The 20,893-nt window shown below is 57.0% G+C and carries 18 protein-coding genes; 14 read left to right on the forward strand and 4 right to left on the reverse strand.

What is annotated here, in order from left to right; genetic code table 11:
* Positions 1–28 precede the first annotated feature (28 nt).
* From arcC to TU76_RS13160, 9 genes are all read left to right on the forward strand, one after another.
* Positions 29–958: a carbamate kinase gene (arcC, locus tag TU76_RS13120; protein ID WP_019822303.1), complete on the forward strand. Its 930-nt coding sequence runs from the start codon at positions 29–31 to the stop codon at positions 956–958.
* Between the two features lie 54 nt (positions 959–1,012).
* On the forward strand, positions 1,013–1,372 hold the full coding sequence (locus TU76_RS13125) for a DUF5064 family protein (protein WP_019822301.1): 360 nt from the start codon (positions 1,013–1,015) through the stop codon (positions 1,370–1,372).
* Positions 1,373–1,556: 184 nt separating this feature from the next.
* Positions 1,557–3,065, forward strand: a complete 1,509-nt coding sequence (locus TU76_RS13130; protein WP_048351790.1) for a sigma-54-dependent transcriptional regulator — start codon at positions 1,557–1,559, stop codon at positions 3,063–3,065.
* Positions 3,066–3,460: 395 nt separating this feature from the next.
* A complete protein-coding gene (gene gcvH, locus TU76_RS13135; RefSeq protein ID WP_019822299.1) occupies positions 3,461–3,844 on the forward strand; it encodes a glycine cleavage system protein GcvH in 384 nt (127 codons plus the stop codon).
* Between the two features lie 10 nt (positions 3,845–3,854).
* Positions 3,855–6,713, forward strand: coding sequence for an aminomethyl-transferring glycine dehydrogenase (gcvP, locus tag TU76_RS13140; protein WP_048351791.1), 2,859 nt, complete (start codon positions 3,855–3,857; stop codon positions 6,711–6,713).
* 153 nt (positions 6,714–6,866) lie between these two features.
* Positions 6,867–8,243, forward strand: a complete 1,377-nt coding sequence (locus tag TU76_RS13145; RefSeq protein ID WP_048351792.1) for an L-serine ammonia-lyase — start codon at positions 6,867–6,869, stop codon at positions 8,241–8,243.
* 17 nt (positions 8,244–8,260) lie between these two features.
* Positions 8,261–9,385 (forward strand): glycine cleavage system aminomethyltransferase GcvT, encoded by a 1,125-nt coding sequence (gene gcvT, locus TU76_RS13150; RefSeq protein WP_048351793.1) that lies wholly within the window; start codon positions 8,261–8,263, stop codon positions 9,383–9,385.
* Positions 9,386–9,763: 378 nt separating this feature from the next.
* Positions 9,764–9,976, forward strand: a complete 213-nt coding sequence (locus tag TU76_RS13155) for a cold-shock protein (protein ID WP_019822293.1) — start codon at positions 9,764–9,766, stop codon at positions 9,974–9,976.
* Positions 9,977–10,068: 92 nt separating this feature from the next.
* On the forward strand, positions 10,069–10,557 hold the full coding sequence (locus TU76_RS13160) for an RDD family protein (protein WP_019822291.1): 489 nt from the start codon (positions 10,069–10,071) through the stop codon (positions 10,555–10,557).
* Between the two features lie 90 nt (positions 10,558–10,647).
* Here the strand turns inward: TU76_RS13160 and TU76_RS13165 are convergent, their stop codons facing one another.
* From TU76_RS13165 to rpoE, 4 genes are all read right to left on the reverse strand, one after another.
* Complete coding sequence (locus tag TU76_RS13165) at positions 10,648–12,063, reverse strand: DegQ family serine endoprotease (RefSeq protein ID WP_019822289.1); 1,416 nt, start codon at positions 12,061–12,063, stop codon at positions 10,648–10,650.
* A gap of 185 nt (positions 12,064–12,248) precedes the next feature.
* A complete protein-coding gene (locus tag TU76_RS13170; protein ID WP_019822287.1) occupies positions 12,249–13,211 on the reverse strand; it encodes a MucB/RseB C-terminal domain-containing protein in 963 nt (320 codons plus the stop codon).
* 8 nt (positions 13,212–13,219) lie between these two features.
* Positions 13,220–13,810 carry a sigma-E factor negative regulatory protein gene (locus tag TU76_RS13175; RefSeq protein ID WP_019822286.1) on the reverse strand — a complete coding sequence of 197 codons (591 nt, stop codon included), beginning with the start codon at positions 13,808–13,810 and terminating at the stop codon, positions 13,220–13,222.
* Between the two features lie 31 nt (positions 13,811–13,841).
* On the reverse strand, positions 13,842–14,423 hold the full coding sequence (gene rpoE, locus TU76_RS13180) for an RNA polymerase sigma factor RpoE/AlgU (RefSeq protein ID WP_019822285.1): 582 nt from the start codon (positions 14,421–14,423) through the stop codon (positions 13,842–13,844).
* A gap of 509 nt (positions 14,424–14,932) precedes the next feature.
* Between rpoE and nadB the strand changes: the two genes are divergently transcribed.
* From nadB to TU76_RS13205, 5 genes are all read left to right on the forward strand, one after another.
* Positions 14,933–16,540, forward strand: coding sequence for an L-aspartate oxidase (gene nadB, locus TU76_RS13185; protein ID WP_019822284.1), 1,608 nt, complete (start codon positions 14,933–14,935; stop codon positions 16,538–16,540).
* 304 nt (positions 16,541–16,844) lie between these two features.
* On the forward strand, positions 16,845–17,066 hold the full coding sequence (locus TU76_RS13190; RefSeq protein ID WP_048351794.1) for a hypothetical protein: 222 nt from the start codon (positions 16,845–16,847) through the stop codon (positions 17,064–17,066).
* The gene (locus TU76_RS13195) at positions 17,063–17,920 is read left to right on the forward strand and encodes a DUF4123 domain-containing protein (protein WP_048351795.1); all 858 of its coding nucleotides are present in this window, start codon (positions 17,063–17,065) and stop codon (positions 17,918–17,920) included. Before TU76_RS13190 ends, TU76_RS13195 begins: the two co-directional genes overlap by 4 nt.
* Entirely contained in the window at positions 17,917–18,690 is a 774-nt protein-coding gene (locus TU76_RS13200; RefSeq protein ID WP_048351796.1) for a hypothetical protein, read from the forward strand. The genes TU76_RS13195 and TU76_RS13200 overlap by 4 nt, the downstream gene beginning before the upstream one ends.
* A 13-nt stretch (positions 18,691–18,703) precedes the next feature.
* A complete protein-coding gene (locus TU76_RS13205) occupies positions 18,704–20,893 on the forward strand; it encodes a lipase family protein (protein ID WP_048351797.1) in 2,190 nt (729 codons plus the stop codon).

Genomic DNA, 20,893 nt, shown 5'->3' on the forward strand with positions numbered 1-20,893 from the left:
CTCTCACACTTCAATAAGGATATTTTTTATGCGTATCGTCGTTGCACTGGGCGGTAACGCCCTCTTGCGTCGCGGCCAGCCCATGACCGCAGAGAACCAGCGCGAAAACATCCAGACCGCTACCGCCCAAATCGCCCGCATTGCCCACGGCAACGAGCTGGTAGTGGCCCACGGCAATGGTCCCCAGGTTGGCCTTCTATCGCTGCAAGCCGCCGCCTACACTGCCGTCGCTCCTTATCCGCTAGATGTGTTGGGAGCTGAAACCGAAGGCATGATCGGCTACATGATCGAGCAAGAACTGGGCAACCTGCTGCCACCAGAGGCGCCTTTCGCCACGCTGCTGACCCAGGTTGAAGTCGATCCTAAAGATCCTGCGTTCCAGAATCCGACCAAACCGATCGGGCCGGTCTATAGCGAAACCGAAGCCAAGAGCCTGGCCGCTGAAAAAGGCTGGAGCATTGCTCCTGACGGCGACAAGTTCCGTCGCGTGGTCGCCAGCCCGAAACCCAAGCGCATCTTCGAAATTCGTCCGATCAAATGGCTGCTGGAAAAAGGCACCATCGTGATCTGTGCCGGCGGTGGCGGTATCCCGACCATGTACGGCGAAGACGGTAAGCTGCGGGGCATTGAGGCGGTGATCGACAAGGACCTGGCGTCCTCGCTGCTGGCCCAACAGCTGGGCAGCGACCTGCTGGTGATCGCCACCGACGTGAATGCGGCCTTTATCGACTGGGGCAAGCCAACCCAGAAGGGCATTGCCCAGGCTCACCCCGACGAACTGGAAAAGCTCGGGTTTGCATCGGGCTCAATGGGGCCCAAAGTCGAAGCTGCTTGCGAGTTCGCCCGCAAAACCGGCAAGACCGCAGTGATTGGCGCACTGGCGGATATCGAAGCAATCGTTCAAGGTAAGGCCGGTACTCGCGTCAGTACGGAAAAATCGGGTATCACTTACTACTGAGTCCCAGGGCAGGCCCTGGGCCTGCCCTTTCCCATAGCATCAAGGAGTAACCCTATGGCCTCGTTCGAACCCGGTCACCTGCATATCCACCGTGAACCGCTGCAGCCGGGCGACTTTGGGTATGACATCAAGATTGATTACCAGGTCGTTCAGGATCCCAAGGAAGGCAAGTCGATGCAGTTCGACATGCATGGCCAGATCAACAAGAAGGACTTCAAAGAGTCGTTCACCCTGCCCAAGGACATGGCTTTCAATTTTGCCCATGACGCATTCCAGATTGCCGTAAAGCACGGCATTCCAAGAACCGCAGACATCCGAGCGATGCACGGTTACTACGACAAGATGTTTTCAGACGTATTGGCCCAGCTCAACCACAAGCCGGGTGACCCGATCAAACCAGAACATCTGGAGTAATTCAGCCGCTTGATGGTGGCTGCGCTTTTGTGGGAGCGGGCTTGCTCGCGATGCAGCCAACGGGGTTTTACCGCCAGACCGCGCTGATGCCATCGCGGGCAAGCCCGCTCCCACGGAATTTCACCTATCTCCCCCACCAAGGCATACTGGCCATCCCCGCTGGCCAGAAGTGTCTGTAGTTCCCATGCGTATCCATGTCAGTTTCATCGACCGTGTCGGCATTACCCAGGAAGTCCTGGCACTGCTGGGCGGGCGTAACCTCAATCTGGATGCGGTGGAGATGGTCCCGCCCAACGTATATATCGACGCCCCGACCCTGAGTCCGCAAGTGCTCGACGAACTGCGAGAAGCGCTGTTCGGGGTCAAGGGTGTGCAGACCGTGACCGTGGTCGATATCCTTCCCGGCCAACGCCGCCACCTGCAACTCGATGCCCTGCTCGCCGCCATGACTGATCCGGTACTGGCACTGGACAGCGAGGGCCATGTGCTGCTGGCCAACCCGGCACTGGTGGCGCTGTATGGCCATGAACCCACCGGCGAAAGTATCGGCGAGCTGTTCACCGACCCCGGGTTGCTGGACGTGTTGCTGGAAAACGGCTTTCGCCTGCCATTGCGCGAAGTCACGCTTAACGGCCACCCGTTGATGCTCGATGCCACTCCCATCACCGATGCGGGTGCCCTGCTGACCCTGTATCAACCCAGTCGCATCGGCGAGCGCCTGGCAGCGCTGCACCATGATCACGCTGAAGGCTTTGATGCACTGCTTGGCGACTCACCTGCCATTCGCACGCTTAAGGCCCGGGCACAACGCGTGGCGGCCCTGGACGCGCCCTTGTTGATCCAGGGTGAAACCGGCACCGGCAAAGAACTGGTCGCCCGCGCCTGCCATGCCATCAGTGATCGATTCGCCGCACCGTTCCTGGCCCTCAACTGTGCCGCACTCCCAGAAAATCTGGCCGAAAGCGAACTGTTCGGCTATGCCCCCGGTGCCTTCACCGGCGCACAGCGTGGCGGCAAGCCCGGGCTGATGGAGCTGGCCAACCACGGCACGGTATTCCTCGACGAAATCGCTGAAATGTCACCCTACCTGCAAGCCAAGTTGCTGCGTTTTCTCAATGACGGCAGCTTCCGCCGGGTGGGCGGCGAGCGCGAGGTCAAGGTCAATGTGCGTATCCTCAGCGCCACTCACCGCAACCTCGAAAAAATGGTCAACGAGGGTACGTTTCGCGAAGACCTGTTTTACCGCTTGAACGTGCTCAACATTGACGTGCCGCCCCTGCGCGAGCGCGGTCAGGATATTTTGCTGCTGGCGCGCACCTTCATGCAGCAGGCCTGCACCCAGATTCAGCGTCCGGTGTGCCGTCTGGCACCGGGCACCTACCCGGCCCTGCTGGGCAATCGCTGGCCCGGCAACGTGCGCCAACTGCAGAACGTGATCTTTCGTGCAGCGGCCATTTGTGAAAGCAACCTCGTCGACATTGGCGACCTGGACATCGCCGGCACCTCGGTTGCACGGCAAAGCGACGGCGAGGTAGAAACCCTGGAGCACGCCGTCGAAACCTTCGAAAAAGCGCTGCTGGAAAAGCTCTACGTCAGCTACCCCTCGACCCGACAACTGGCCAACCGCTTGCAAACCAGCCACACCGCCATTGCCCACCGGCTGCGCAAATACGGGATACCGGGTAAGGCCTGAGCATTCCCAGCCCCTGCTAGTGGGAGCGAGCCTGCTCGCGATTGAATCGACACGGCTTCGTTGAAAGAACGCGTCGCCTGCATCGCGAGCAGGCTCGCTCCCACGAATGCCCCCATCGACTGTATTGATATCACTCCAGTGGAGCGATATCGATACACGCCCTCTAAACCTCAGCTATGCAAGGCTTTGATCCCCTTGGATTTTTTTAGGGTCTTGCGGCTGTATCGATATCGCTACAGCGCCTTTCCTCAAATAACACCAAATAACTACCAAGCAATTGATAAATAACGATATTTTTAAACTGGCAACCATCTTGCAGTGAACTCCTCCATAAGCTCGAGCTGCACGAGCATTTACCTGTGACCACCAGACATGTCTGGCCCTGAGGAGTTTCCATGAGCGAATTGCGTTTTACTGAAGACCACGAATGGCTGCGCGCCGAAGCCGATGGCAGCGTAACTGTGGGGATTACCGCGTTTGCGCAAAACGCTCTGGGTGATGTGGTGTTTGTGCAATTGCCTGAGTTGCAGTCCTACGACAAGGGCGCAGAAGCCGCTACCGTTGAGTCGGTCAAGGCTGCCAGCGGCGTGTACATGCCGCTGGACGGTAAAGTGCTCGAAGTAAACCCGGCCCTGGACAGCAGCCCGGAACTGGTCAACGAAGACCCGCTGGGTCAAGGCTGGTTCTTCCGCTTCAAGCCCGCCGATGCCGACGCTGTAGGCCAACTGCTCGATCAGGATGCCTACGACCGCCTGATCAAAGCCCAAGACGACAACTGAGAAGCCTGCCATGACCATCAACCTCAGCACTGCCAATGAATTTATCGCGCGCCACATCGGCCCGCGCCAGGCCGATGAGCAGGCCATGCTCGCCACCCTCGGTTTTGATTCCCTTGAAGGCCTCAGCGCCAGCGTAATCCCGGAAAGCATCAAGGGCACCAGCGTGCTCAACTTGCCGGCCGGTCAAAGCGAAGCCGACGCACTGGCCTCGATCAAGGCCATCGCCGCCAAGAACCAACTGTGCAAAACCTATATCGGCCAGGGCTATTACAACTGCCACACGCCTTCGCCAATCTTGCGCAACCTGCTGGAAAACCCGGCCTGGTACACCGCCTACACACCGTATCAGCCTGAAATCTCCCAGGGTCGTCTCGAAGCCCTGCTGAACTTCCAGACCCTGATCAGCGACCTTAGCGGCCTGCCGATTGCCAACGCCTCGCTGCTCGACGAAGCCACCGCCGCTGCCGAAGCGATGACCTTCTGCAAACGCCTGAGCAAAAACAAAACCAGCCACCGTTTCTTTGCTTCCAGCCACTGCCATCCCCAAACCCTCGACGTGCTGCGCACCCGTGCCGAGCCGCTGGGCATTGAGGTTGTGGTTGCCGACGAGCGCGAACTGACAGACGTGTCGGCTTTCTTCGGTGCCCTGTTGCAATACCCAGCCAGCAACGGCGACGTGTTTGATTATCGCGAACTGGTTGAGCGCTTCCATACCGCCAATGCACTGGTGGCTGTTGCCGCCGACCTGCTGGCCCTGACCCTGCTGACGCCTCCGGGCGAGTTCGGCGCGGATGTGGCCATCGGCAGCGCACAACGCTTTGGCGTACCACTGGGCTTCGGTGGCCCGCATGCTGCCTACTTCGCCACCCGTGACGCCTACAAGCGCGACATGCCGGGTCGTCTGGTCGGTGTTTCGGTTGACCGTCACGGCAAACCGGCATTGCGTCTGGCCATGCAAACCCGCGAGCAACACATCCGCCGCGAGAAGGCCACGAGCAACATCTGCACCGCCCAAGTACTGCTGGCCAACATTGCCAGTATGTACGCCGTGTACCACGGCCCAAAAGGCCTGATTCAGATCGCTCAGCGCATTCACCAACTGACCGCGATTCTGGCCCAGGGCCTGAGCGCGCTGGGGCTGACTGTCGAGCAAGAACAGTTCTTCGACACCCTGACCCTCAACACCGGCAACACCACCGCAGCCCTGCACGCCAAAGCCCACGCACAGCGCATTAACCTGCGCGTGATCGACGGCCAGCGTCTGGGCCTGTCGCTGGATGAAACCAGCAGCCAGTGCGACGTGATTGCTCTCTGGACCCTGCTCGCCGCCGATGGCCAGACCCTGCCTGACTTCGACGCTCTGGCCGCGAGTGTAACGGGCACCCTGCCAGTTGCACTGCTGCGCCAGTCGCCAATCCTCAGCCACCCGGTGTTCAACCGTTACCACTCCGAAACAGAGCTGATGCGTTACCTGCGCAAGTTGGCAGACAAGGATCTGGCGCTGGACCGCACCATGATTCCGCTGGGCTCGTGCACCATGAAACTCAACGCTGCCAGCGAAATGATCCCGGTCACCTGGGCCGAGTTCGGCAGCCTGCATCCGTTTGCACCTGCCGAGCAGAGCGAGGGTTATCAGCAATTGACCACTGAACTGGAAGCCATGCTCTGCGCGGCAACCGGTTACGACGCCATCTCCTTGCAACCGAACGCCGGTTCCCAAGGTGAGTACGCCGGGTTGCTGGCCATTCGTGCCTACCACCAGAGCCGTGGCGAAGAGCGCCGCGATATCTGCCTGATCCCGTCCTCGGCCCACGGCACCAACCCGGCAACCGCCAACATGGCCGGCATGCGCGTTGTGGTGACCGCCTGTGACGCACGAGGCAACGTCGACATTGAAGACCTGCGCGCCAAGGCCCTGGAGCACCGCGACCATCTCGCCGCGCTGATGATCACCTACCCGTCGACCCACGGCGTGTTCGAAGAAGGCATTCGCGAAATCTGCGGCATCATTCATGACAACGGCGGTCAGGTGTACATCGACGGCGCCAACATGAACGCGATGGTGGGCCTGTGTGCACCGGGCAAGTTCGGCGGCGACGTGTCCCACCTCAACCTGCACAAGACTTTCTGCATTCCCCACGGCGGTGGCGGTCCAGGCGTTGGTCCGATTGGAGTCAAATCGCACCTTACGCCGTTTCTGCCGGGTCACGCGGCAATGGAGCGCAAGGAAGGCGCGGTATGCGCGGCTCCATTTGGCAGCGCAAGCATTCTGCCCATCACCTGGATGTACATCCGCATGATGGGCGGCGAAGGCCTCAAGCGTGCTTCGCAGCTAGCGATCCTGAACGCCAACTACATCGCCCGCCGTCTCGAAGAGCATTACCCGGTGCTGTACTCGGGCAGCAACGGCCTGGTGGCTCACGAATGCATCCTCGACCTGCGCCCGCTCAAGGAAACCAGCGGGATCAGCGTCGACGACGTGGCCAAGCGCCTGATCGATTTCGGCTTCCACGCCCCGACCATGTCGTTCCCGGTTGCGGGCACGTTGATGATCGAGCCGACCGAAAGCGAATCCAAGGAAGAACTGGACCGCTTCTGCAACGCCATGATCTGCATTCGCGAAGAAATTCGCGAAGTCGAAAGCGGCGGTCTGGACAAGGAAGACAACCCGCTGAAAAACGCGCCGCACACGGCTGCTGAAATGGTGGGTGAATGGACCCATCCTTACAGCCGCGAGCAAGCGGTGTACCCGGTTGCATCCTTGATCGAAGGCAAGTACTGGCCACCGGTCGGTCGTGTCGACAACGTGTTCGGCGACCGTAACCTGGTGTGCGCGTGCCCGTCGATCGAGAGCTATCAGGAGGCGTAAGCATCCAGATCATGGAGATTTAATGTGGGAGCGGGCTTGCTCGCGATGCTAACGGCGCGGTTTTCATGCAAGACCGGGTTGATACCATCGCGAGCGAGCCCGCTCCCACAGGGATGGCTAGTTTCGCCACACAACAAGAAACCGGAGAACCCTATGTCGTTAAGCGTGTTCGACCTGTTCAAGATTGGCATCGGCCCCTCCAGTTCCCATACCGTCGGCCCCATGCGTGCGGCTGCGCGTTTTGTCGAAGGTTTGCGCCGTGATGAACTGCTGCAAAATACCGCCTGCGTAAAAGTTGAACTCTACGGCTCCCTCGGTGCCACCGGCAAAGGACACGGCAGCGACAAAGCCGTATTGCTGGGGCTTGAAGGCGAGCACCCGGACACCGTCAACACCGATACCGTGGCCGAACGTCTGGCCGCGATTCGCAGCAGCGGGCGCTTGAACCTGCTGGGCGAACACCCCATCGATTTCAACGAAAAATCGCACTTGGCGATGATTCGCAAACCCCTGCCCTACCACCCCAACGGCATGATTTTCAGGGCTCTGGATGCCGCTGGTATTCAGATCCGCAGCCGCGAGTATTACTCGGTCGGCGGCGGCTTTGTGGTGGATGAAGGCGCCGCTGGCGCTGACCGTATCGTCGAAGACAGCACCGCGCTGAAATACCCGTTCAAAACCGCCAAGGACTTGCTGCGCCATTGCGTCACTCACACTCTTTCGATCAGTGAAGTGATGATGGCCAACGAAAGCGCATGGCGCCCCGAGGCAGAGACCCGTTCCGGTTTGCTGAATATCTGGCAAGTGATGCAGGACTGCGTGAGTGCGGGCTGTCGCAATGAAGGCATTTTACCCGGCGGCTTGAAGGTCAAGCGGCGGGCGGCTGCGCTGCACCGTCAACTGTGCAGCAACCCTGAGGCCGCCTTGCGCGATGCGCTGTCTGTGCTCGACTGGGTCAATCTGTACGCACTGGCCGTCAATGAAGAAAACGCCAACGGCGGACGCGTGGTCACTGCCCCTACCAACGGCGCGGCCGGGATCATTCCAGCCGTTTTGCATTACTACATGCGCTTTATCGGCGGGGCCAATGAAGACGGCGTGGTGCGCTTTCTGCTGACCGCCGCCGCCATTGGCATCTTGTACAAGGAAAACGCCTCGATTTCCGGCGCCGAAGTTGGCTGTCAGGGAGAGGTGGGCGTGGCTTGCTCAATGGCAGCGGGCGCGTTGTGTGAAGTGCTGGGCGGCACCGTGCAACAAGTCGAGAACGCCGCCGAAATCGGCATGGAACACAACCTGGGCCTGACCTGTGACCCGATTGGCGGCCTGGTGCAAGTGCCCTGCATCGAACGCAACGCGATGGGCTCGGTCAAGGCGATCAACGCCGTACGTATGGCCCTGCGCGGCGACGGGCAGCACTTTGTGTCTCTGGACAAGGTGATCCGCACCATGCGCCAGACCGGCGCCGACATGAAAAGCAAATACAAGGAGACCGCTCGCGGCGGTCTGGCTTTCAACATTATTGAGTGCTGATTTTCAAGGAGTCTCGAATGTCCACCGAACAACTGCTTCACACCCCGCTGCACGCACTGCACCTTGAGCTCGGTGCCCGCATGGTGCCATTTGCCGGCTATGACATGCCCGTGCAGTACCCGCTGGGAGTCATGAAAGAACACCAGCACACCCGTGAACAGGCCGGGTTGTTTGATGTATCCCACATGGGCCAGATTCGGCTGATCGGCGCTGACGCGGCCAAGGCGCTGGAAGCCCTGGTGCCGGTCGATATCATCGACCTGCCAGTGGGCATGCAGCGCTATGCCATGTTCACCAATGAACAGGGCGGCATCCTCGATGACCTGATGGTTGCCAATCTGGGTAATGACGAGCTGTTTCTGGTGGTTAACGCCGCCTGCAAGGATCAGGACCTGGCCCATCTGCGCAAGCACTTGAGCGCCCACTGCCAGATCCAGCCGCTGTTTGAAGAACGTGCCCTGCTCGCACTGCAAGGCCCGGCCGCCGTCAACGTGTTGCAACGCTTGGCACCGGAAGTGGCAAAAATGACCTTTATGCAATTTGCCCCGCTGACGTTGCTGGGCGCGGAGTGCTACGTCAGCCGCTCGGGATATACCGGCGAAGACGGCTTTGAGATTTCAGTACCCGCAGATCGTGCCGAAGAGCTGGCACGTCGCCTGCTGGCTGAGCCCGAAGTGCAGGCAATCGGCCTGGGCGCACGAGATTCGCTGCGCCTTGAAGCCGGGTTGTGCCTGTACGGCCATGACATGAACGACACCACCACGCCGATTGAAGCCAGCCTGCTCTGGGCCATTTCCAAGGCCCGTCGTGCAGACGGACCGCGTGCCGGTGGCTTCCCCGGCGCCGAAACTGTCTTCGCCCAGCAGCAAAATGGTGTCGCGCGCAAACGCGTGGGCTTGTTGCCTCAAGAGCGCACACCGGTGCGTGAAGGTGCTGAAATTGTCGATGCTGACGGCACAGTAATCGGCACCGTTTGCAGCGGCGGTTTCGGTCCGACCCTGGGCTCGCCTCTGGCAATGGGTTACCTGAATATCGCGTTCACGCCTGTGGATACTGAAGTCTGGGCGATCGTTCGAGGCAAGCGTGTACCGATGAAAGTGTCGAAGATGCCTTTTGTCGCGCAGCGTTATTACAGAGGTTAAACCCTCACGTAAGACAGTTGCATGTTCCTGATACTTACAGGGCATGCAACTGCTGCAACAGCCTCTAACTTTCGATAGTGAAAACACTGTTTTAAGCACGAAAACAATTGAACACACCTATCAAACACCTGCACTTATAACTTCTTCAGCGCTGCTAATAACCCGGCCTTACGGGCTTATTCGAGGGGCTTGTTTTTTCAATTCCAGTTTCGTAGAGTTTGCCCACTGTGTTTGCATGGGTCGCTGGAATCGTGACCTGGGCAGTAGCTCTAAGTTTGCTACACCCGTTCTGCGTCTCTTACTTTCCTGCAACCCAGCACCCGAACTCTTTCCTTTGAAAGAGGCTGTCATTAATTGTTAGCGTCAAGGAATTAAGAAATGTCCCAACGTCAGAGCGGTACCGTTAAGTGGTTCAACGACGAGAAAGGGTTTGGCTTTATCACCCCGGAAAGTGGCCCTGACCTGTTTGTGCACTTCCGTGCCATTCAAGGCAACGGCTTTAAAAGCCTGAAAGAAGGCCAGAAAGTGACCTTCATCTCGGTTCAAGGCCAAAAAGGCTTGCAGGCTGACGAAGTTCAAGCAGAAGGCTGATCTCGTACACAAAAGCCTCTGATGGTGACATCAGAGGCTTTTTTATGGCTGTTATTCCGTAAGATGGCGTTTTTCCTTCACGAGACCCTGCCATGTCGAAACAACCACTTAGACCTCAAGGCGATTTTCCCGCCGTTGGCCTGGGGCGCCGCCTGGCAGCCATGTTCTATGACTTTCTGCTGTGTACCGCCCTGCTGATCGTCACGACCTTTATCTACAAGCTGATCATGATGAGTTTTATCGGTGAAGCCAAAATGAGGGCGCTTTCAGAGGCAGGCGCTCTGGATGGTGATCCGCTGCTCTCCACCCTTCTGTTTTTTGTCCTGTTCGGTTTTTTTGCCAAGTTCTGGACTCACTCCGGGCAAACCCTGGGCATGCAGGTCTGGGGCATACGCGTACAGAACGCTGATGGCACCGCAATCAGCCTGTGGCAGGCGTTGCTGCGCTTTATCGTCTCCATCGCTTCATGGCTGTGCCTGGGACTGGGATTCATTTGGTCTGTATTCGACAAACACAAACGTACCTGGCATGACCTGTATTCCAATACTCAACTGGTGCGCATCCCCAAACCAAAAAAATAAAAAAAACCCGTATCTCACGATACGGGCTTGGTGATGACGGTTAGCTCTTTGTGGGAGCGAGCAGGCTCGCTCCCACCCAGGTCAACCTGCTTACTCGGCCAGTTTGAAGGTAATGAAGCTGGCGCGACCTTGACGCAAAACCCGCATCGACACCGAACGATTCTTCGGCAATGCCTTGGCAATTTCAGTGAATTCCTTGCCGTTGTTAATGGCCTGATTGTTCAGGTGAGTGATCACGTCACCAGGTTGCAGGCCGATCAGGGCAGCAGGACCGTCCTGAACGTCAGTGATGATCACGCCACCCTTGATGTCATTGGCTTTCTTCTGCTCTTCACTCAGGTCCGCCACGGACACGCCAAGACGGTTGCTGCTTTGCTCAGCACCTGCGCCAGAAGCAATGTCTTTTGCGTCATCAGGGATGGCACCGACCGTCAGGTCCAGATTTTTGCGCTTGCCGTCACGAATCACTTCAAGCGTTGCCTTGCTGCCAGCCTTGAGTGCGCCAACCAGATGCGGCAAATCTGCCGACATGACGATCGGCTGACCATTCATGCTCAGAATCACGTCGCCGACTTGCAGACCGCCTTTGGCAGCCGGGCCGTTATCAAGTACCTGGGCCACCAGCGCACCTGCCGGTTTTTCCAGACCAAAGGATTCGGCCAGGTCTTTGTTGACCTCTTGAATCACCACACCCAACCAGCCACGGCTGACTTTGCCGCCAGCCTTGAGCTGATTGGCAACGTCCATCGCCACATCGATAGGGATTGCGAAAGACACGCCCATGAAACCGCCCGAGCGGGTGTAGATTTGCGAGTTGATACCCACCACTTCGCCCGCCAGGTTGAACAGCGGACCACCCGAGTTGCCCGGGTTGATCGGTACGTCAGTCTGGATAAAAGGCACGTAGCTTTCATTTGGAAGGCTGCGACCGATGGCGCTGATAATGCCTTGGGTTACGGTGTGGTCAAACCCAAACGGTGACCCTATGGCAACTACCCACTGACCGGCCTTGAGGTCCTGGGACTTGCCCAGCTTAAGGACAGGCAGGTTCTTGCCTTCGATTTTCAGCAACGCAACGTCGGAACGTGGATCCGTGCCTACGAGCTTGGCTTTCATTTCACTGCGATCAGACAAGCGCACGATGATTTCATCGGCGTCTGCTACCACGTGGTTATTGGTCAGGATGAAGCCATCGGGCGAGATGATGAAACCCGAACCCAGTGACTGGGCCTCGCGCTGACGACCGCCTTTGCCACTGGGCGGAATGCTGCGCTCAAAAAAGTCACGCAGGCCAGGTGGCAAACCTTCCAGATCGGGCATTTGGCCCAAGCTTGAGGCGCGGCGCTCAGGGAGCTTTTGCGTGGTGCTGATATTCACTACAGCTGGCGAAGCCTGCTCAACCAATTGCGTGAAGTCAGGTAACTGCGCTTCAGCCATGACCGGCACTGCCTGCCCGAGCATCAGCACGGCTGCAAAAATGGGTAGATAAGATTTCAATCGAGGCATCGACATACAGCTCCCGTTAATAACTGCAGAGTTAAGCGACAGGCACCAAAAAACAAGACCAAAGCATAGACCGTTTTTTAGGCCCCGGAAAACAAACAAGGCCAGAGCCCGCTAGGGCCCTGACCTTCATAAAAAGACAAGAAAATGGCAAATCGAAATGTGTCACCCGCCATGTCGGAGCAACCCTATGGTTTGGCCTGCGCATCATCTTTACCGACACGCATCGAGAGCGCTATACGCTCTGCGGTACCCAACGGGATTTCACCCACCACAGTGGCCATCATGTCTCCCTGAGGGGTACTCAGGTGCCGTGTAACCGCAGCTGTAGGCCCCAGTTGAACGCGTGCATCAGGAACTGCGGCCCCCTGCAACGGTTCGAGAAACACTGAGAAACGCGTCAGGCCATCGTCATATAAGAGACTGGTGACTTCAGACTTGGTCCGGGGATCACGGTGCACGGTGCTGCTGACTTGCTCGAAACCGGGCGGCAGCCAGTCGGAGTGCCAGGCATGAGCCGTGTCAGCGACAGGTGCTGCAGTATCAGCCACCGTAACCGGGCGGCATGTGCCTGCAGGCGTCAGCTGGTTTTCATCAGGGGGCGTGGTGACCAGGCTTGTAAACTGGTAACGCTCAAGCAACTGACCCTTGTCATTGAGCAACAATGACTTGAGGGGCAATCCGGTTTCACGATCCAGATACAGTTCAAACCCATAACGGTGCTGGTCGCGAGGGGCAAGTGAGATCACCACCACCGGTCGACCTGCAACCCTGGAGTCACCTTGCTTGGTTACCGAGTACCAGTCATTGAGCTTCTGGGCATCGAACTGTCTTGCCGAAACGGCGGTGACATCACCTAACCCCGAAGCCAACTTTCCAGTAACGCATTCAGTGCGCCCATCCGTACGAATGACCTCTTGAGCAGAGCCATCCAATTGCATCAAACGCTCACGAACTTTCCCATCTTGCACGCGGTGCCAGATGCTATGGGTAGAAAAACTACCGTTACGCTCATAAACGAATGTGCCCTGATAGCTGTGCTGTTGCTCAGCCTGCCCAAGACGTTTTAGCCAGTCCTGGGCTTCATCGGCGTGGGCCGGTACTGCAAACCAGCCACTCAGCAGAAGAGGTAGCAAAGGTAGGACGCGCATGGTGGTCCTTAACGGTTTTCAAGGCTCGCGGCACGAGCGTATGGCAGAGGGCTTTCTGCCCCTTTCAACGCTGCTTGCTGTGCATGCTGACGCAGGTAGCCTGGCAAACGCTGATCCTGCCAGCCTGGCTGGCCTTGCAGAACACCGTTGGCCATAGGACCAGTCGCCTTGTCGGAGCTTTCGCTGTAGTTAGCCAGTACCGCCGGGCCTTTAGCCATCGGTGCACTCAGGCTCTGCGCAGCGTTCTGCTGGGCAAGCTGATTACCGACGATGTCATCCTGGTTGTACATTCTGACACCCGCCAGAACAGCAACGGTCACCGATGCAGCAACGGCCAGACGGCCGATGCTGCGCCATGGGCCACGTACGACCTTGACCGGGGTTTGCTCTTCGGCCAGCGCGGCCGAAACGGCAGATGCGATGTCCAGGCGCGGAATCAACAGGTCCTTGTGCATCACAGCACGGGCCACCTGATAACGGGACCAGGTGTCACGTGTATGTGTGTCGTCAAAGGCATTCAATACCCGACGTAGTTCCAGTTCGTCCGCTTCGTTATCCATCACCGCGGACAGCGATTCCTGCAGGGCTTCACGACTCATGGCGGTTCCTCTCTTGGCTGTCGCCGCTGTCTCAGTTTTCCTGCAACAACGGCTGCAGGGCTTTATCAATGGCTTCCCGAGCGCGGAAAATCCGGGAGCGCACGGTACCCACTGGACACTGCATGACGCTCGCAATGTCCTCATAACTCAGACCATCAAATTCACGTAAAGTTAACGCCGTACGCAAATCTTCTGGCAGTAACTGAATAGTGCGATGAACGGTGGTTTCGATCTCGTCGCGGAGCAAAGCACGCTCCGGCGACTCGAGATCCTTCAGACCATGATCACCATCGTAAAACTCGGCATCTTCCGAGCTCACGTCACTATCAGGCGGACGTCGACCGCGTGACACCAGGTAGTTTTTCGCCGTATTGATGGCGATGCGATACAGCCATGTGTAAAAGGCGCTGTCTCCGCGAAAATTACCGAGTGCCCGGTAAGCCTTGATAAAGGCTTCCTGAGCGACGTCCTGGGCTTCATGGGTGTCGTGCACAAAACGCACGATCAACCCGAGAATTTTGTGTTGATACTTCAACACGAGCAGATCGAATGCGCGCTTATCGCCACGCTGTACGCGCTCGACCAGCTGCTGATCCTCTTCCTGGGCTAGCATGAATACTCCTCATAAGACCGGGAGGAAGATTGCTGTGCTAATTGATCAGGCTTGCAAACATAGACTCGGGCTTTACACAAAAGTTCTCTCCCCCCTGGCAAGTTTCCTGCGTGCTCGGATTTGGCACACACGAAAACGCAGCTCGGGCCTGGCCGGCTGCGTCAATAATCTTGTCGTCAAATTCCGCTGTCAGGTCGAAACACAGACCCCGCATCAATTTGGACGCCGTTCCCCTGCATCAAGGGCAGCCCTCTATGGAACCCCGGACCGTACGAAAAGTTCAATAACTTCGTACGCCACCGATAGCACCACACAAGCGCATCAGCCCTGGAGCAAGCCCCCAGCCCTGATCCCCTTTGCAGATTTATTGTGCAAATCAACATGCAGACCCTTCAAGTCTGAGGCACACTTTGCGCCCGCTGTAATTTCACAATGCCATAAAGGCCCGGCCATTGTGCCGATCCCCCCCTCTATATACTAGTGGGCGCTTTTTTGCGGATGTCAGAAGAATGAGCCAACATTTTCAACATGATGTGCTGGTGATTGGCAGCGGCGCTGCCGGTTTGAGCCTTGCGCTCACGTTACCCAGCCATATGCGTATTGCGGTCCTCAGTAAAGGCGACCTGGCCAATGGCTCGACATTCTGGGCACAAGGCGGTGTAGCCGCAGTGCTGGATGATACCGACACGGTGCAGTCTCACGTCGAAGACACCCTCAATGCTGGCGGCGGGCTATGTCATGAAGACGCCGTGCGCTTTACCGTCGAGCACAGCCGCGAAGCCATTCAGTGGTTAATCGATCAAGGCGTTCCCTTCACCCGCGATGACGCCGTTGACCCTGAGCAGCCCGGTTTTGAATTTCACCTCACCCGTGAAGGCGGCCACAGCCACCGACGCATCATCCATGCGGCAGATGCCACCGGCGCCGCCATCTTCAAGACGTTGCTCGAACAGGCGCGCCAGCGACCCAATATCGAACTGCTCGAACAGCGCGTTGCCGTTGATCTGATTACCGAGCGCCGATTGGGACTGGAAGGCGATCGCTGCCTGGGCGCCTATGTGCTGAACCGCGCAACGGGCGAAGTCGACACCTTTGGCTCGCGCTTCACGATTCTGGCCACGGGTGGCGCGGCCAAGGTGTATCTCTACACCAGCAACCCGGACGGCGCCTGCGGTGACGGCATCGCCATGGCCTGGCGTTCAGGGTGCCGCGTGGCAAACCTGGAGTTCAATCAGTTCCACCCTACCTGCCTGTATCACCCGCAGGCCAAAAGCTTTCTGATCACTGAAGCGCTGCGCGGTGAAGGTGCTCACTTGAAACTGCCCAACGGTGAGCGTTTCATGCAGCGCTTCGACGCCCGGGGAGAACTGGCCCCTCGAGATATCGTGGCTCGCGCTATCGACCATGAAATGAAGCGCCTGGGTATCGATTGCGTGTACCTGGATATCAGCCATGAGCCCGAAACCTTTATCAAGGCTCACTTCCCGACGGTTTATGAACGCTGCCTGACATTCGGCATCGACATCACCAAGCAGGCTATCCCGGTGGTGCCTGCAGCGCATTACACCTGTGGCGGAGTCATGGTCGACGAACATGGCCACACTGACGTGCCAGGCCTGTACGCCATTGGCGAAACCAGCTTCACCGGCCTGCACGGCGCCAACCGCATGGCCAGCAACTCATTGCTGGAGTGCTTTGTGTACGCCAAGTCGGCTGCGGCCGACATTCTCGCCCAACTGCCCGAAATCGCCGCCCCTGCTGCCCTGCCGAGCTGGGATGCAAGCCAGGTTACCGACTCCGATGAAGATGTGATCATCGCTCACAACTGGGATGAGCTACGGCGTTTTATGTGGGACTACGTCGGAATCGTGCGCACCAACAAGCGCCTGCAACGCGCGCAACACCGCGTGCGCCTGCTGCTGGACGAAATTGACGAGTTTTATAGCAACTATAAAGTCAGCCGCGACCTGATCGAACTGCGCAACCTGGCACAAGTTGCCGAACTGATGATCAGGTCTGCCATGGAACGCAAGGAATCTCGCGGCCTGCACTACACGCTGGACTATCCAGAGATGCTGCCAGAGGCGAAGGATACGATTCTGACCCCAACCCGGTGAGGCACGTCAGGTACGAGAACCCGGCACCGCTTGAGACAGCGTTGCCGCGTTTTTTTTCACGGTGAATAACAGTCCCACCTGCAGGCAACACAAGCGCGCCAGAGCGCAAGCAGTCTGGCAACGCCCTCTCAAGCAGCTCCCTGAATCAGCGACGATTCAGGCAAGAACTAGGATAAGTCCTACATATTTAACATCTAAACCTTGCTAGCTTTTTCGGTTTTAGCTTTCCACGCGCACTACGGGCTAATCGTTCGCCTGCTCAGTGCCTGTGGTCCGCGCCCTAAAACTGAAAAAGGAACACTGGATGTTCAACCCACGCCCTCAAACCCGTTTCAACCTGACCGAAAGTGTCTTCAAGCCCCCTTCCTTCACCCACCAAAAATCCTTTAGCGCACCCTCTTGTTTTGATCTGGAACAGGTCAGCGGACGTCCTGATCTGACTATCGAAAGCCCGCGACCTCAGGTTCTTGAAAAGGACCTCGCCAGCAAAAAAGGTGTTTGCCTGATTGAAGGGACCGCAGCATGACCCTGGTTGCGGCTCAACAATGGATGGCCGAACAACGCCACCTCGGGTGCTCTGTATGTTTGATTCTGGACTCACTGGACGAACTCACCGCCCGTAACGGCCTGTTAAACAACAGGGCACCTGAGCTGTATTGCAGCATTTACCGCGAAACGCCGGCAGCCGATATGGCAGACAAGGGGCCTTTTCTGTTCCTTATCGACAACCCTGAAGACGAGCACTTGAGCGAGCTGCTCAAAGCGCCTGAAAGGAACTGGGGCTGGCTTGCCAGTGTTGCACCTGAGGCAGGGCTACAGGCGCTGGTCAAACATTGGCGCGACCGCATGATTTTCGGCGTCCGGCCCCATCGCGGGATTTATCGTTTCCATGACAACCGGGTGCTGGCCCGCGCACTGCAGCACTTAACCACTGTAACGGTTGCAGGGTATTTAGGGCCCGCGATCAGCGTCTGCTATTGGCAAGGGGAGCACTGGGAAACACTCGGCAACCCGGCACCGGGTAACCATCCAGTTCCTGAAAGCCCTATCTGGAATGACTTTCCCATGGAGGCCGATCAGCGCGCTAGCACGCGCGAGGCCAATGCCCACCGCTACCTGCTGGCCAGGCATCTTGAAGCCTATGCCCGAATGGCCGAACAACAAGACCCGGAACTATGGCTCAGCACTCTATTAGCCCAAGCCAACACCTGGGGTTGGCAGGCGGCTGAGCAGTTGGAGTTTTTGCTCGTTCAACGCTTAAAGGCTACCACTGACCCACTTGCACAGCGCTGGCAGGCGCGCCCTGGTGAAAGTCCTGATGCTCATTTCCAGCGGGTTTTTCAGGAAATGCAGTTTTGGCAAGGCGATGGCCTTTTATGAAAGTCATAGTTAAAACGCTGCTCCTGGGGGCCTGCGCACTGTCGACGACTGGGTGTTTTACTGGCGAGTCAGACAGTTTTATTTTTACGGCTGATCTGCCTGCAAATTTTGCTTATTACGCAGTGGCCAAGTATGCGCCCGCCAAGGGAGAAACTTGTACGGTCACCCTTGATGACAATCCATACCTCGGTTTCAACAGAGAGTGGCGAACAGCATACAAACCAGAATCCGAAATACCAATTTACCGCACCGTCAAAGGCTGCCGACTGGCCATCTATAAAATCGATCTGGAAATCAATGCCATTTATGGAACTGACTATGGAGACTTCAGCGGAGACACAACCGCAGTTATTATCAGGGAGGAACTAAAAACTCAATACAAAGGAACTTTTGATACTAATGGCGAAAGCGCCATAAAGGGTCAATGCCAATGGTTGTTTCGCACCCAAGGGCCAAAACGTCGATTATCCAAGGGGCTCGACTGCAAAAAAATTGACGATCAAGGGGCGGTGACTAAAGGACGTCCCGTCGGGGCTTACACCTTGGATCAGCTGCCGGGTAAAACCGTGATATTGAAGATCAAGCTGGCCGATGAGGAAAGACCCGGCTGGGGAGATACATGGGTCAAGTTTCCCAATGGTTGGAAACGCTTTATGGGGGAAGGCCTAGAAGATCAGCGCGGTTACTGTCATGGAAATTATACGGACTTCAGCAGTTTTTTGATGCCTGACGGGCGTAGCTGCTCTATTTATCCTGGCTGCACTGAATAAGGAAACTAAAAAAATGACCACTTTTGATGAAGAGGTTAAACACCCGCTGAACAGTCGTATGTTCGCCTGCCCTGCCCAAGGAAATTGGACCAGCTTCAAGTTTGTTGATGAACTAGGTGAGGGACTGTCTTATGCGGGGCTGAACTACAGCGTTATTGATTCAGAAGGCCAAGTATATAAAGGCACGCTAGACCGCTCAGGTATAGGAAAAGTAGACAACCATTTTTCCGGCCCAATCTCCATAATTCTTGTACAGAAATATACCGGCAAGGCCCTACCCTATAAGGACTTAATACAACGGGACCACTACCCTCTCCCCATAACAGAGCTGCAAGTTCGCGCCGAACAAACCCGTTATGTTCATAACGATGGCTCACGCACTCAAAGCAACCCAGCACAAGCTTGTGCCGATTATTTCTGCCAAGTTGAAGTTCGTCATTTGGTCAAACATGTCGCGCACTTACCGCCCGAGGTCGAAGCTCACTATCCGCCCAACAAACACTGGGCCAAGCTGATGCGCGAGCATGGCAAACAAGGCGTCTGCCTACTTCCAAATAAACATAACGTACTGGAAGTGCGCCCTTTACGGGCCCTGCGCCCGATGCTCTCCACCGACTCGCAGTTCTGTGCGCTGAACCTGTATCAGCTCGCCCTTATGGCCACCTTGAGCTACAACCCGTTTGGCCAGGAGCCTAAGAAGCCGCCAATCTGGGAGAAGACTGTAAGTTTCCCTGTACAGCCGAGCATGGGTAATTGGTTTGGAGACGCTCTGGCCAGGTTTGATGAAATCTGGAAAGTAGACCCTGGACAAACCGGTGCCTACTACCCCTTATACGAAGACGTTCCCTATTCAAAGCGCCTGGAAATCGCACCCTTCGATCCCGACCTGTACCCGGCTAATAGCCCGGATTTAGGTGAGGAGCAAGAAACCCCTGCCAAGGTTCATTTTCTGGATGACCGCGGCCAGAAAAATGATACCGACACCCAGGCTTTTATCACCCATAACGACGAGTTGGTGCTGATTTCTGTGCGTGGCACCAGTGAATTACTCGCAGATGCGCTTCGAGACGCCGATGCTTTCCAAACCCCTTTTGGAAAAGAAGGCCTGGGCAAGGTCCACCGTGGGTTCTATGACGCTGCACTGAAAGTCTATGAGCTTTCGATCAACTATCTCGAAAAATTCTACACCGGCCAGAAACTGATTATTTGTGGCCATAGCTTGGGTGGTGCGATCACCTTGCTTCTATCGGAAATGCTGCGTCGTCGAACTGGCTACGAATACAAGATCGTGCTGTACACCTACGGCGCCCCAAGAGCAGCAGACAGCACTTTTGTAAAAGGCGCTGCCGACCTGGTGCATTACCGCATGGTCAACCATAACGACCCGGTACCCAGCGTACCGGCAACCTGGATGAACACCAAGCCCAGGGTGTACCTCCCGGGAGCGGCACTCACTTTCTTTAACGCGCCCCTGGGCATCGCCGGGTTTGTTGCGGGCATTACCAACTTGACCGGCGAGCCTTACGAGCATCACGGCACCTTGCAACACTTTATGCCGGTAGCGTTCGGCGCAATCAAAAAGTCCTCGATTATGTGGGAACCCGGCTGCGACACCATTACCGAGCATGCGGCCTGTACCCTGGCCATTCATCAGAACAATGGGCTACCTGAAAGGGCGGGGTTTATTGCCCAGATTTTTGACGCGGACAACCATTCAATGACCGGTGGCTATATCCCCGGTTGCTGGGCTGCCCTGCGGCGTTGGCAAGAAGCGCTGACACTCAAACACTCTCTGGTGACCGACGAGGAGTTCGAGCACATCAGCCGTGCTCTGGCAACAATCATTGAACAACTACGCTTCAAGCGCCGCATGCTCGGCGACTCCCCTACCCCCTACAGCCGGGCCCACGAATTGACCATCAATGCGCTCAATCGCGAGGTCGACAAGGTACACATGACCTTCGAGCGCTTGAAACGCCTGCGGCAAAGCACAATCAACGAGAACCGTGTTTACGGCTCGTTTTCAACACAACCCGACCTGCTATCTGAGTGCCTGCTGCGCTGGGATGCTCATCCGGAAAACAAGGTGCCCGAACAACTGGCCATGACCCCAGCCCCAGACGTTGATGATGATTTGTTGGCCTCGATCAACGGGCACGCCGTGGGTGCGCCCTATACCTTTGATATTGATTCACTGTTCTAG

Source organism: Pseudomonas psychrophila, assembly GCF_001043005.1.
GTDB lineage: Bacteria > Pseudomonadota > Gammaproteobacteria > Pseudomonadales > Pseudomonadaceae > Aquipseudomonas > Aquipseudomonas psychrophila.

Coding starts and splice junctions, on each gene's coding strand:
- TU76_RS13160 (WP_019822291.1), top strand. CDS start 10,069: ATGTCGAAACAACCACTTAGACCTCAAGGCGATTTTCCCGCCGTTGGC.
- TU76_RS13165 (WP_019822289.1), bottom strand. CDS start 12,063: ATGCCTCGATTGAAATCTTATCTACCCATTTTTGCAGCCGTGCTGATG.
- TU76_RS13195 (WP_048351795.1), top strand. CDS start 17,063: ATGACCCTGGTTGCGGCTCAACAATGGATGGCCGAACAACGCCACCTC.
- TU76_RS13145 (WP_048351792.1), top strand. CDS start 6,867: ATGTCGTTAAGCGTGTTCGACCTGTTCAAGATTGGCATCGGCCCCTCC.
- nadB (WP_019822284.1), top strand. CDS start 14,933: ATGAGCCAACATTTTCAACATGATGTGCTGGTGATTGGCAGCGGCGCT.
- TU76_RS13125 (WP_019822301.1), top strand. CDS start 1,013: ATGGCCTCGTTCGAACCCGGTCACCTGCATATCCACCGTGAACCGCTG.
- gcvP (WP_048351791.1), top strand. CDS start 3,855: ATGACCATCAACCTCAGCACTGCCAATGAATTTATCGCGCGCCACATC.
- TU76_RS13170 (WP_019822287.1), bottom strand. CDS start 13,211: ATGCGCGTCCTACCTTTGCTACCTCTTCTGCTGAGTGGCTGGTTTGCA.
- TU76_RS13130 (WP_048351790.1), top strand. CDS start 1,557: ATGCGTATCCATGTCAGTTTCATCGACCGTGTCGGCATTACCCAGGAA.
- TU76_RS13155 (WP_019822293.1), top strand. CDS start 9,764: ATGTCCCAACGTCAGAGCGGTACCGTTAAGTGGTTCAACGACGAGAAA.
- gcvT (WP_048351793.1), top strand. CDS start 8,261: ATGTCCACCGAACAACTGCTTCACACCCCGCTGCACGCACTGCACCTT.
- rpoE (WP_019822285.1), bottom strand. CDS start 14,423: ATGCTAGCCCAGGAAGAGGATCAGCAGCTGGTCGAGCGCGTACAGCGT.
- TU76_RS13205 (WP_048351797.1), top strand. CDS start 18,704: ATGACCACTTTTGATGAAGAGGTTAAACACCCGCTGAACAGTCGTATG.
- TU76_RS13190 (WP_048351794.1), top strand. CDS start 16,845: ATGTTCAACCCACGCCCTCAAACCCGTTTCAACCTGACCGAAAGTGTC.
- TU76_RS13175 (WP_019822286.1), bottom strand. CDS start 13,810: ATGAGTCGTGAAGCCCTGCAGGAATCGCTGTCCGCGGTGATGGATAAC.
- arcC (WP_019822303.1), top strand. CDS start 29: ATGCGTATCGTCGTTGCACTGGGCGGTAACGCCCTCTTGCGTCGCGGC.
- TU76_RS13200 (WP_048351796.1), top strand. CDS start 17,917: ATGAAAGTCATAGTTAAAACGCTGCTCCTGGGGGCCTGCGCACTGTCG.
- gcvH (WP_019822299.1), top strand. CDS start 3,461: ATGAGCGAATTGCGTTTTACTGAAGACCACGAATGGCTGCGCGCCGAA.